The following is a 13,629-nucleotide window of genomic DNA, read 5'->3' on the forward strand; positions in this document are numbered from 1 at the left end:
GCTTTTTTAATTAATCATTATCGGTTTGGACATGCTCATTGCTAGAAGCTACGTGCTTCACTTTCTGAGCAATCGCGCCAACTGGATCTGCATCCCGCGCTTGTTTTACTTTGTTTCCAATCATTTCGACTGGGGCGCTTTCTCGTACTTGTTTTGCTTTACCAAGGATTTTTTCTCTTGGGTTAAATCGTGTATTGGTTTCTTTTTCGGTGATAACTTCTGTCGTTTCTAGTTGTTTTCTGGCGATGGAGAGCATTAGTTTGATTCGATTTAGTTGATTCACAGAACTTGATCCGGCATCGTAGTCAATCGACATGATGTTAGCTTCTGGATACATTTTTTTGAGTCCTTTAATCATCCCTCGACCGGTAATATGGTTTGGCAAACAAGCAAATGGTTGTAAGCACGCGATATTTGGTACGTTACTATCGAGTAATTCAAACATTTCTCCTGTTAAGAACCAGCCTTCACCCATTTTATTTCCGAGTGATAGTAATTGGCTCGCTTTTTCAGCAATAGATTCGATACTTGCTGGTGCTTCAAAGCGTTCACTTTTCTTCAGCGCATCTGTCACTGGTTTGCGGAATTGATTAATGAGCGGAATCGCAACGCTTTGTTTTGCGAATGATTTTACTTTGGAACGTCCGAAAGTATTCGCTGCAAAATGATCGTCATAACAACAATATAAAATGAAATCTGTTAAGTCTGGAACAACCGCTTCTCCGCCCTCGTCTTCAATGACATCGACAATATTATTATTAGCCCCGGGATGGAATTTCACGAGAATTTCTCCAACCACACCAACTCTTGGTTTCACTTCATTTGTAATTGGCAGGTTATCAAAAGCGCGAACCATTTCGTTTGCTAATTTTTTATATGCTACGAAAGAATAATTTTCCATTAGAGCACGTCCAGCATCAAGGTATTTACGGAATAGTTTATTCGCACTGCCTGGTTCGACTTCATATGGTCTGGTTCGGTATAGCATTCGGTCGAGGGCATCACCTAAACTAATTCCAGCCAAGAAACGAATGAGAACTTTTGGTGTCATTTTAAAACCTGGTTGTTTTTCTAAACCATTAGCATTAAGCGAAATAACTGGGATATGGTCAAGGCCAGCTTCTCCAAGTGCTTTTTTCAACATCGAGATATAGTTGGTTGCCCGGCAGCCTCCGCCCGTTTGCGTCATCAATACCGCTAAATTATTCACATCATAATCACCATGTTTCAGCGCATCCATCATTTGTCCGATAGTTAAAATCGCCGGATAACATGCATCATTATTTACGTAACGTAACCCCTCATCAACCGCGCGAGGCGTAACTGCTGGTAACACTTCCAAATTATAACCGCCCACTTTACAAGCTGCTTCTAACATTTCAAAATGGGTCGGAGCTAGCTGTGGCGCTAAAATAGTATAGGTTTTCTTCATTTCCTTTGTAAATAATGGTCGTTCTTTTGGTTTTGCCATAATTCCTGGTTTCACGTTGTTTTTCTCGCGTTCTTCCATTGCTGCTTTTAACGAACGTACGCGAATACGAGCCGCACCAAGGTTGTTGATTTCATCGATTTTAAGTAGTGTATATACTTTATTATGACCTTCAATGATTTCTTGGCACATATCCGTCGTAATTGCATCAAGTCCGCAACCAAATGACGTCAATTGCACAAATTCTAAATCTTCACTTTTAGCAGTAAAGCTAGCTGCGCGATATAGTCTTGCGTGATATTTCCACTGATTTTCGACGCGGAGTTTATGGTCAATTTCACCAAGATGAGAAATTGAATCTTCGGTAAGAACCGCCATGCCATTCATCGTAATAAGTTCAGGAATGCCGTGGTTTACTTCTGGATCAATATGATACGGGTGCCCAGCAAGAACAATTCCTTTAATTTTATTTTTCTTAATATAAGTAAGTGCCGCTTCTCCTTCAGCTTGAATATCTTTACGGCAAAGTTCTGCTTCCTCTAACCCAGCTTGGACTGCTTTTTCCATATCAGCAGCTGGAATTTCTGGGAATGCGAGACTCATTTGTTCGATTAATGCTTTTTCATTATCTAATGTTAAAAATGGACTAATCATCGGGATGTTTTTTTCTTCCAAGGCATCCACATTCACACGAATAACTTCAGGATAACCGGCCACAACTGGACAGTTAAAGTTATTTGTCGCCTCGCCAAATTCTGGTTTTTCATAAACAACAGATGGATAGAAAATGCGATCCGCTTTTTTCTTAATTAAATCCATAATATGACCATGTGTTAATTTGGCTGGGAAACAAACCGCTTCAGAAGCAATCGTTTCGATACCTTTGTCATACAGGTTTTTAGACGATTTAGAAGATAAAACGACACGGAAACCTAAGTTTGTTAAAATCGTATGCCACAGCGGATAGTTTTCAAAAACATTCAGCGCACGCGGTATGCCAATGGTGCCCCTTGTAGCTTCGGATTTTTTCAGTGATTTGTAATCAAAGGTACGTTTTAATTTATACGCATATAAGTTTGGTAGTAAGTTGCGTTTTGTTTCGACACGTTCCCCGCGTTCACAACGGTTTCCACTAACAAACATCCGGTCATCGCCAAATCTTGTCACGGTTAACTGGCATGTGTTACTACAAAGGTTACAACGCGATTGCGACGTATCTGCACTAAATTCACGTAATTTTTCCAGTACGAGCATCTCGGTTACTTCGCCAGTTTCATAATGTTCCCTGGCGATTAAAGCAGCACCATAAGCCCCCATCATTCCCGCAATATCCGGTCGAACAACTTCCCGCCCTGTTAAAAGCTCAAAAGCACGTAATACGGATTCATTGTAAAAAGTTCCGCCTTGAACGATGACTTTTTCACCAATATCTTTCGGGCTACGGAGTTTAATTACTTTTTGAAGGGCATTTTTTACGACGGAATATGCGAGACCCGCGGATAAATCTTCCATACTAACGCCTTCTTTTTGCACTTGTTTCACTTTGGAATTCATGAACACCGTACAGCGCGAACCTAAGTCAACTGGTGCTTTTGCCTCTAAAGCTCTGGCAGCAAATTCTTCAATGGATAAATTAAGTGTTTGCGCAAAAGTTTCAAGGAACGAACCACATCCGGCTGAACAAGCTTCATTAAGCATTAAGCTATCCAGTGCCCCTTTTTTAATCTTCATACATTTCATATCTTGTCCGCCAATGTCTAAAATAAAATCAACATCCGGCAAAAACTCACGAGCAGCACGATAATGCGCTACGGTTTCTATTTCGCCAACATCAATTTTAAGTGCGGCTTTAATAAGCGACTCGCCGTAACCTGTAATTCCAGACTGCGCTATTCGAACTTTTTCTGGTAAGATTTCATATAAATCGCTTGTTGCATCAATAACAGATTGAAGTGGATTACCGTTATTGCTTGAATAAAATGAGTATAAAATTTCGTTGGTTTGGCTCATTAAAATTAATTTCGTTGTCGTTGAACCGGCATCAATTCCTAAATAAGCGTCGCCTTCATACTCTTCCAACTTCGCCCGTTTAGCTTTCATTTGATTATGACGTGCCCGAAAATCTTCTAAGTCTTCGTTATTTTCAAAAAGTGCTGGCAAAATAACCGTATCGGTCGCCATTGTTGTCATATCCATGTTAGACAGACGATTAATCATATCTGCCACTTTTATCGGTACATCGTTTAGCCCTGTAAAAGCAGTTCCAAGCGCAATAAAATATTCCGCATTTTGAGGTGCGATAATATCACTGTCTTTCATTTTAAGCGTTTCTGTAAAACGATAACGTAATTGATCAAGAAACGTAAGCGGACCTCCAAGAAAAGCTACTTTCCCGCGGATTGGGCGTCCACAAGCTAGCCCACTAATGGTTTGTGTAACGACACTTTGAAAAATAGATGCTGCTATATCTTCTTTTCTAGCACCTTCATTAAGTAATGGTTGCACGTCTGTTTTTGCGAAAACACCGCATCTAGAAGCGATCGGATAAATCGTATTCGCATTTTGCGCTAGTTCATTTAAACCAGTTGGATCGGTTTGAAGTAGTGTGGCGATTTGGTCAATAAAAGCACCAGTTCCCCCCGCACAGGCGTTATTCATTCGTTGCTCAATCCCACCGCTGAAATAAATAATCTTCGCGTCTTCCCCGCCGAGCTCAATGACTACATCTGTCTCTGGAATGACCTGTTCTACTGCTTCTGTACAAGCAATTACTTCCTGCACAAATGGTACATTCAAAAATTTGGAGATGGCAAGCCCTGAAGACCCTGTAATTTTAAATGTCATTTCGGTCATGCCACATTTTTTTTGCATATCTTGCATGATTTCTAGTGTTACTTTTTTAATGTCGGAAAAATGTCTTCGGTACGTTTGAAATAAAATATCCCCCTGGTCGTTAAGTGCTACGGCTTTTGCTGTTGTTGATCCCACATCTAAACCTGCATGAATCATTTTCTCATCCCTTTCGTTACGCCCTACTTGATATGTACAGAAATTCACATATCATTCGTTAATTGTATACTGCTTCACATATGTACGCATTTATAAAAATGAGTGAGTACTCACTCGAAATGCGTAAAGGCATCAAAACCTCTAAACACCTATCATTCTACACGATTTTTTTGATTTGTAAAGAATTTCGCGGAGCTATTTTTGCTTCAAAAAAAAGCAGTCACCCGCTAAAACTGCTTTCTTTAGCGAATGACTGTATTCTCGTTAATTATGTCTAATTTTTGTCTTTCGGTTTGATGCTTTTAAAATTTGATAAGCTATAGCTAGAATTAAGAACCACACTGGAGTTACAAATAAAGCGATACGTGTATCTGCTGCAAATCCTAGAATAATCAATAATCCTGCAAAGAAAATCAAACTCACCCAGTTCATAAATGGCGATAATGGCATTTTAAATTTACTTTTGGCAGAGATTTCCGGATGTTTATGACGGAAACGTAAATGCGCCACTAAAATAATGCCCCAAACCCAGATAAAGCAAATCGTTGCGATACTTGTAACTAAAATAAATACTTGCTCTGGTAGAATATAGTTTAAAAATACACCGATAAGTAAGCATGCTGTAGAAGTGATTAACGCGGTTGCTGGCACTCCATTTGAACTTAAGTGGTGCATTTTCTTCGGTGCTTTTCCTTCTGCTGAAAGTGTATAAAGCATCCGACTAGTACTAAAAATACCACTATTACAAGAAGACATCGCGGCTGTTAATACAACGAAATTAATAATTCCTGCCGCGGCCGGAATCCCAATCATCGTAAACACACTAACGAATGGACTTGTGTCTGGATCAATATTACTCCACGGATAAATGGACATTAGTACTAATAAAGCACCAATATAGAAAATCAAAATCCGGATTGGAATATTATTGATTGCTTTTGGAAGTGTCCGCTCTGGATCATCTGCTTCTCCTGCTGTCACCCCAACAAGTTCAATCCCAACAAACGAGAAGGTCGCCATTTGGAACGCGAGTAAAAATCCAGCTACTCCATTTGGGAAAAAGCCACCATAATCAATTAAATTAGAAAATGATGCTGTACTAGTTCCATGTTTATAACCAATAAATACAAGTACAAATCCGATTACGATTAAAGCGATAATAACAACCACTTTAATAATCGCAAACCAAAACTCAATTTCGCCAAAAGCTTTGACTGTAGCTAAGTTAAATAATAGTAAAATTAAAACACAACCTAATGCTGGAATCCACTGAGGTAAATCAGGTACCCAAAACTTCACGTACATTCCAACTGCTGTGATTTCTGCAATCCCGGTCACAATCCAGCAAAACCAGTAAGTCCAACCAGTAATAAAGCCAGCCCACGGTCCGATAAATTGTTCCGCAAATTCGGTAAAAGATCCTGTTGTTGGATTATGTATTAATAATTCTCCCAAAGCTCTCATAACAAAGAATAAAATAGCCCCAATAATTAAGTAAACTAACATGATAGAAGGTCCGGCTAAATGAATTGACTTCCCTGCTCCTAGAAAAAGCCCTGTACCAATTGCTCCGCCAATCGCAATCAACTGAATATGTCTATTTTTCAGTCCTCTTTGCAATTCTTCTTTTTGCTCTTCCATCTCTATTCATCCCTTTCGAGTAACTAAACAGAATAAAGTGCCGAGTTGAGTCAGCACTTTATCCATCAATCTACTTCTCTACTTTACCAATTTATAAAGGGATTAGCAATCTTTTTATATGTTTTTATTGGTCTAGACAGTTGATAATACTATATTAACATTTAATATTAAAAACTATTTTTCACAAACTTTTTCAGAATTCAGCAGCACTTTCATGCGCTACCGCTTTAGCAGCTGCAACGATTTCCGCTTCTTTGCTTGGATTGTGGTCAATACCTTCAACAAAAATCGATGGTACTACATCAATACCGATAAATTGTAAAATTGTGCGCAAATAAGGTTCTCCGTGAGTAAATGAACTTGTTGGTCCAGCAGAATAAATACCACCGCTACCATGAATCAAAATCGCTTTTTTACCTTTTAAAAGTGCTTCTGGGCCGTGTTCTGTATAGCGGAATGATTTTCCAGCAATAACAAAAGTGTCTACATAAGCTTTTAAAAGTGGCGGGATTCCAAGGTTCCAAAGTGGGAAAACGAATACATATTTGTCTGCTGCTAAGAATTGCTCAGTAAGCGCATTGTAGGCATTTAATCTTTTTTGTACATCTGGAGCTAGATCAGTAAATGCTTTACCTGCTTGTAATTCGCGGCCAGCTGTCATTAATTCTAAATCTAATAATGGAACTTCTGTATTATATAAAACTAATTCTTCTACTGTATCAGACGGATTTTTCGCTTTGTATTCGTCGATGAAAGTAGCTGCTACTTGCGAACTTCTGGATACTTCATTTGGAAGTGGTGACGCTTTAATAAATAGTACTTTTGACATTATGAAAACACCTCATTGATTTTATTTGTTCCTTCTATATAATAGTACTATCCGCGCGGGGAGTCAATTTGATTTTAAGCAAATAATCATTGACATTTTCACTAGGAATGCTAAGATAAATACAGAATTCTAGAGTGTATTAGCATCATTCAATACACACTCCGTTTTTCAATACACTAATTGGAGGTTTTATAATTGAAGCGTATTGACCGTATTTATGAATTTATTTTAGAAAACCCTTCAACTAAGTCGATTCGTGAGCAACTAGAAAATAATGAAGGCTTTACTGCAACTACTATTTCAGAAACATTAGATATTTTAAGAAATAACGTCAGCATGGAATTAAATGAACTTCATAGACAAGGAAAAATTATTAAAATCGTTGGGCGACCAGTGCTTTATTTTCCGAAACGAACGGTGGAAGAAGAAATTGGCCGCGTGCTTTCAGATAACGAACTAGAATTTGAAAGTTGTGAAGCACTTCTGAAAATTTTAAAGCCAAGTATCGTTGAAAGAAGCCCTTTCGATGATTTAATTGGCGTAAATGATAGCCTTAAAACCCCTGTCGAACAAGCCAAAGCAGCAGTACTTTATCCACCAAACGGCTTACATACAATGATTCTTGGACAAACTGGTGTGGGTAAAACATTGTTCGCTAACTTAATGTATCGTTTCTCGCAACATGCCAAACGATTGCCGGCTGATGCCCCGTTTATTATTTTCAACTGTGCCGATTACTACAATAACCCGCAACTCCTGATGTCCCATATTTTTGGTCATGTCAAAGGTGCCTTTACTGGTGCGGAAAATGATAAAGGCGGACTCGTTGAAAAAGCAGAAGGAGGTATTTTATTCCTCGATGAAATTCATCGTCTCCCTCCAGAAGGGCAAGAAATGATTTTTTATCTGATGGACTCTGGTACCTATAACAAACTCGGCGAAACTGACCGAACTCGAAAATCCAATGTTTTAATTATTGGAGCAACGACAGAAAATCCGGAATCTTCCTTATTAAAAACATTTATGCGTCGTATTCCGATTATTATTACTTTACCAAGCTTAGAAGAAAGAACTGCTTTTGAACGTGTGGAACTGCTTAAATACTTACTTTCTAGCGAGGCGCACCGTGTAAATAAACCGATTCGGATTGAAGATGAGGCTGCGAAAGCGCTGATTGGTAATACTACTTACGGCAATATCGGCCAGTTGAAATCAAACATTCAACTCGTTTGTGCGCAAGGTTTTTTAAACAGTTTTGATAAAGACGATGAAATTTTAATCGATTTTAAAACTTTACCGATAAATATTAAAGATGGCTTTTTCCACTTTAGTAATCGGCGCAAAGAACTTCAAGCCATCGCGGAATATCTAGAGCCCTACACGACGATTTTCCCTGAGCTAAACAACACGTTAATTACCTCCGACGAATATGAGCCAAACTTCAATCTTTATAAAATTATTGAAGATAAAGCTTCTATTTTAATGGATCAAGGTGTTGAAGATGACGATATTAAGAAATTTATCAAGATGGATATTGATATTCACCTCAACAGTTTCTATAACAAATTCAAAAATACCATCCATAATCGCGAAAATATTTTAAAAATCGTGAATGAAGAAATCCTTAATTTTGCAGAAGGTATTGAACAAAGAATCGAGCATCAGCTAGGCAAAAAGTTAAATGAGCGCTTCTTACTCGCCTTTAGTCTGCACTTGACTTCCTTTATTAAACGCATTGAAAGTAACAAACCGTTAAAATACACGAATATCGAAAATGTGGTTAATGATCAACCTGAAGCATATGAATTATCTCGTGAAATTAAAGATGATATTGAGGCTACTTTCCACATTCGCGTTCCAAATATGGAAGTAATGTATCTAACCCTTCTCATTAGCTCCTTGCTTAAAGAACAAGAAAATGCGCGCGTTGCTGTACTTGTTGCTACTCATGGAAATAATACCGCTAGTAGTATGGTTAGCGTTGCGAAAAAATTACTCGGCGAAGGATTAGTCGAAGGAATTGATATGCCTCTTGACCAAAGTCCGAAAATCGTGCTGGATAAGCTGACTGAACGAGCGAAGGAAATGGATATGGGGCGCGGTCTACTTCTACTTGTTGATATGGGCTCGCTCACAAGTTTTGCTCCAGTTATTTCTGAACGTACGGGCATTCCGGTTCGCTCAATTGATATGGTTTCAACTGCGACAGTTATCGAAGCTGTGCGTAAATCAAACATTCTTGATATGGAACTAGATAGTATTTACGATTCACTGAAAGATTTCCGCGGCTACGGGGGTTATAATTCTGATGATGACACACTCGATTCCAATCAAAAACCACACGCTATCGTTACTATTTGTGCGACTGGCGAAGGAACTGCTGAAAAACTTCAACTATTTATTGAAAATATTTTAGATACTATCACAACCGACGCCATCAAAGTCATCCCAATCGGTTTACATGAAATGGATACAAGATTAGAACAGCTACAAGAAGAAAACGATATTTTAATGGCTGTCGGAATTCAAGATCCAAAAATCCAAATCCCCTTCATCCCGCTTGAACGACTTTTTGGCATTGACGGTGAAGAACAATTAGTTAGCCTAGTTAAACAACGCAACATTATTGTTAAAAAAGGCGAAACTGGTCGAATCGCAAAAGAAATTATCGAAGAAAGCCTTAATGAATTTCTAACCTATCTTAATCCAAAGAAAACAATCGAAATTCTGAGCTCTTTTGCAACTGTATTAGAGAAAAAACTAGGTTACAAACTGGATAATACTTTTAAAATTAATTTACTCATCCATGTAGGTTGCGCCCTAGAACGCATGGTTTTAAATGATGGTTTAGTCTACCGCGAACCAAAAACCATGCTAGACACAGATATTTTCAGTGCATTAGAACAAACAAATAAAGAAGTCATCTACAAAATGAACTTAAAGCTTACAAATGATGAACTTTGTTATTTGTATGATATTTTGAACGAAATTCAACCAGAAGTACTTTCATAAACATCAGAAAGCCAACAAAATTCTTACGTTGGCTTTTTTTATTTTCAACTATTGCGTTTTCTGCTACATTTTTTAGGGTAATGTTGTATGTATGTCTAAGATAAATATTTAGTGTATTAATGTAGTTATATAGCGTATTAAGCTCCTATTCACCTTTTAGTACACGCTTACAGAAGCCTTGAACCACTTCTATTAATAAAGGGGGTAGTTTAATACAGAAAAGTTGGCACAGTTTTTGCGTTAGTATTAATGGATGCTTCATATCCACGCTTTAAGGAGGAGATACTTATGCCAGTTGCAATTATTATTGGCACACATGGTGAAGCTGCGCGTGAATTGCTCAAATCAGCAGAAATGATTATCGGCAAACAGGACAATGTTGAATTTATTACGTTTGTTCCTGGAGAAAACACTGATACGCTTATTACCAAATATAAAGAAAAACTAGACAAATTAGATACTTCAGAAGGTGTTATTTTTATGGTCGACTTATTTGGTGGTAGTCCTTATAATGCTTCTAGCCAAATTGCCCTTCCAGAAGAGAATATGGACGTTATAACGGGCGTCAATATCCCAATGTTACTTGAAACACTCTCCATGCGTGCTGCAAGTAATCAAAAAGATCTAGTAAAAACTGCCTTAACAGCAGGAAGTGATGGCGTTAAGTCACTGAAAGAATTATTACCAAAAAAAGAAACCGAAGTCGGGGAGGACGATTTATAATGGAAATTCGCTTAGCACGTATTGATGATCGCTTAATTCACGGTCAAGTAGCAACAGTTTGGACAAAAGAAACACAGGTAGAACGTATTATTGTTATAAGTGATGATGTAGCAAAGGATGAAGTGCGTAAAACCCTTCTTACACAAGTAGCACCTCCAGGAGTTAAAGCTAGTGTTGTTGACGTACAAAAAGGAATTCGTGTATACAATAATCCTAAATACGCAAAAACTCCAGTAATGCTTTTATTTACTAACCCAACAGATGTATTAACTTTAGTAGAAGCTGGTGTCAATATCACAACTGTTAATATTGGTGGCATGGCATTCCGCGAAGGTAAACACATGATTACCAATGCAGTTTCTGTCGATGCAACAGACGAAGCAGCATTCCGCAAATTAGACGAAAAAGGAATCGAACTAGAAATCCGTAAAGTCGCTTCTGATAATAAAGTAAAACTCATTCCACTACTTGATAAAGAAAAGTAGGCTTTCATTTTCAAAGTAGAAAGATATGCAAACGTTTAAAGGAAGACCTTTAAAGGGGTGATTCATGAATAAAAGCTCATGTAAAAGACGCTTTCATTATTCAGTCATCATATTGAAATTATCTTTTTTATCATTTTAAAGAAAAATTGGGAGGGAAATATATGTCAGCAATACAATTAATCCTTGTATTCCTCGTATCATGTATTAGTGGTATGGGTAGTATTTTGGATGAGTGGCAAACGCACCGTCCATTAATTGCCTGTACATTAATCGGTCTTGTTTTAGGGGATATTACAACCGGTATCATTATTGGGGGAACACTTGAAATGATCGCGCTTGGCTGGATGAACATCGGAGCTGCTGTTGCACCTGATGCTGCACTTGCATCTATTATTTCTACTATCTTAGTTATTACAGGGGGACAAGATATTAGCGTAGGTATTTCGCTTGCGATTCCTTTAGCTGCTCTTGGTCAAGTACTTACAATTCTAGTTCGTACAATTACAGTTGCTTTCCAACACATGGCTGATAAAGCTGGTAAGGAAGGTAATCTGCGAAGTCTCGACTGGATACATGTTACTGCACTACTACTTCAAGCAATGCGTATCGCAATTCCAGCCGTTATCGTTGCGGTAACAGTTGGTACTAGCGCCGTAGAAAATTTACTCAATGCCATTCCTGATGTTATTGTTAATGGTCTTAACGTAGCTGGTGGATTTATCGTTGTTGTTGGTTACGCAATGGTTATTAACATGATGTCAGCTAAATATTTAATGCCTTTCTTCTTCTTAGGTTTTGTTGTAGCAGCATTTACTGCCTTTAACTTGGTAGCACTAGGTGTTCTAGGGCTAGTTGCAGCAATCGTATATATCCAACTAAATCCTAAATATCAATTGAAAGAAGCTATCCAACAATACGGTGGGGGCGGCGGCGGACGATCAGCGGATGATGATCTCGACGACGACCTTGACGACTAAGGAAGGGGGAGAAAAAATATGAGTGAACAAATTACAGTTAATGAAAAGAAAATAACGAAAAGTGATTTAATGGGCGTTTTCATTCGTTCCAACCTCTTCCAAGGGTCGTGGAACTTTGAACGTATGCAATCTCTAGGTTTCTGTTTCTCAGTAATTCCAGTAATTAAACGTCTTTATCCTGAAAAAGGACCTGATAGAGAACAAGCTATCAAACGTCACCTTGAGTTCTTTAATACCCATCCATATATGGCCGCACCTATCTTAGGTGTAACTACTGCGATGGAAGAACAAAAAGCCAATGGTGCTGATATTGACGATGGCGCTATCAACGGTATTAAAGTTGGTTTAATGGGACCACTTGCCGGTGTTGGGGATCCAATTTTCTGGGGAACTGTTCGTCCGGTACTTGCCGCTTTAGGTGCAGGTTTTGCAACTGACGGTAGTATCATCGGGCCAATTTTATTCTTCGTACTATTTAATGCAATTCGTCTAGGTTTCCGTTATTGGGGAGTATTCTACGGATATACAAAAGGTACAGATGTTGTATCTGATATGTCTGGCGGTTTGCTTCAAAAACTAACAGAAGGAGCTTCCATTCTCGGACTATTCGTTATGGGTGCCCTCGTTAATAAGTGGACAACAATCTATGTTCCACTTGTAGCTTATACAACAGAAGATTCTAAAACTGGTAAAGACGTTCCAACTACTGTCCAAAGTATCTTGGACCAATTAATGCCAGGTCTTCTTGCCCTTCTACTAACATTCGCTTGTATGTGGATTCTGAAGAAAAAAGTCAATGCTTTATGGCTAATTTTGGGACTATTCGTTGTTGGTATTCTAGGTTACTGGTCTGGTATTTTAGGACTTCCACCAGCTGGGTATTCACCGCTAGGATAATGAACTAAAATGAAAAAGCGGAGAACCGGAATTAGATCCGGTTCTCCCTTTTATTTACTTAATTATGTTACAATATTACTAAACTATACCAATGATAGATTGTGAGTGATAACTAAATGGTTTGGGATGCTACTAATATCTTTTTATTCATTGCCAACATATTGACTTTACTGTATATCTTGTATAATGATGCAGTAATTCCTCTTTCAAAAGGTAAAACAGTCTTAAGTGTCAAATTGCGTTCTCGTGGACGTTGGGATGGCTATATTTTCGTTGGAATCATTGTTCTTTTATTTGTTTCCAATACATTCTTTCGTGAAGGTCCGTTCTCAACTTCGGTATTACTTGCTGTTATGGGTGTATTATTCATCTATATTTGTTTCTTCCGTAGTTCAAAAGCTGTTTTTAAAGAAACAGGACTTTATTATGCCCTTCTATTCTTCCCATACGCTAAAATCGAACGAATGAATTTATCGGAAGACGGTGTGTTAGTCATTGAAACTAATCGCCAACGTTTGATGCTCTTTGCAAGATCTGAAAAAGATTTAGAAAAAATGCTCGCTGTATTTACTACATATAGCTAAAAAACGCCACGCTCACCTTCCCTTTTAAGAGAATGGAGCATGG

Annotated in this window: 9 protein-coding genes; 6 read left to right on the forward strand and 3 right to left on the reverse strand. The window is 38.2% G+C overall.

The features are described 5' to 3' along the window. Nucleotides 1-10: 10 nt before the first annotated feature. From AC4PG0_RS04425 to AC4PG0_RS04435, 3 genes are all read right to left on the reverse strand, one after another. Entirely contained in the window at nucleotides 11-4,438 is a 4,428-nt protein-coding gene (locus AC4PG0_RS04425) for a 2-hydroxyacyl-CoA dehydratase (protein WP_010990606.1), read from the reverse strand. 264 nt (nucleotides 4,439-4,702) lie between these two features. After that, nucleotides 4,703-6,079, reverse strand: coding sequence for an amino acid permease (locus AC4PG0_RS04430; RefSeq protein ID WP_003761117.1), 1,377 nt, complete (start codon nucleotides 6,077-6,079; stop codon nucleotides 4,703-4,705). Between the two features lie 193 nt (nucleotides 6,080-6,272). Continuing rightward, entirely contained in the window at nucleotides 6,273-6,908 is a 636-nt protein-coding gene (locus tag AC4PG0_RS04435; protein ID WP_003770984.1) for an FMN-dependent NADH-azoreductase, read from the reverse strand. Between the two features lie 195 nt (nucleotides 6,909-7,103). On the opposite strand from AC4PG0_RS04435, the gene AC4PG0_RS04440 reads away from it, so the two are divergent. The 6 genes from AC4PG0_RS04440 to AC4PG0_RS04465 all read left to right on the forward strand — a co-directional run bounded on the left by AC4PG0_RS04440 (nucleotide 7,104) and on the right by AC4PG0_RS04465 (nucleotide 13,586). After that, entirely contained in the window at nucleotides 7,104-9,920 is a 2,817-nt protein-coding gene (locus AC4PG0_RS04440; RefSeq protein WP_003765938.1) for a sigma-54-dependent transcriptional regulator, read from the forward strand. 288 nt (nucleotides 9,921-10,208) lie between these two features. Next, a complete protein-coding gene (locus AC4PG0_RS04445; RefSeq protein WP_492167976.1) occupies nucleotides 10,209-10,643 on the forward strand; it encodes a mannose/fructose/sorbose PTS transporter subunit IIA in 435 nt (144 codons plus the stop codon). Then, the gene (locus AC4PG0_RS04450) at nucleotides 10,643-11,128 is read left to right on the forward strand and encodes a mannose/fructose/sorbose PTS transporter subunit IIB (RefSeq protein ID WP_003765934.1); all 486 of its coding nucleotides are present in this window, start codon (nucleotides 10,643-10,645) and stop codon (nucleotides 11,126-11,128) included. Before AC4PG0_RS04445 ends, AC4PG0_RS04450 begins: the two co-directional genes overlap by 1 nt. Before the next feature lie 161 nt (nucleotides 11,129-11,289). Continuing rightward, nucleotides 11,290-12,105 carry a PTS mannose/fructose/sorbose transporter subunit IIC gene (locus AC4PG0_RS04455; protein WP_003770981.1) on the forward strand — a complete coding sequence of 272 codons (816 nt, stop codon included), beginning with the start codon at nucleotides 11,290-11,292 and terminating at the stop codon, nucleotides 12,103-12,105. Between the two features lie 18 nt (nucleotides 12,106-12,123). Beyond that, a complete protein-coding gene (locus AC4PG0_RS04460) occupies nucleotides 12,124-13,002 on the forward strand; it encodes a PTS mannose transporter subunit IID (RefSeq protein WP_003761108.1) in 879 nt (292 codons plus the stop codon). A gap of 116 nt (nucleotides 13,003-13,118) precedes the next feature. Next, nucleotides 13,119-13,586 (forward strand): Lmo0779 family protein, encoded by a 468-nt coding sequence (locus AC4PG0_RS04465; RefSeq protein ID WP_003761105.1) that lies wholly within the window; start codon nucleotides 13,119-13,121, stop codon nucleotides 13,584-13,586. Nucleotides 13,587-13,629: the final 43 nt, after the last annotated feature.

The organism is Listeria sp. MAN/IMW/UF464 (assembly GCF_058683955.1).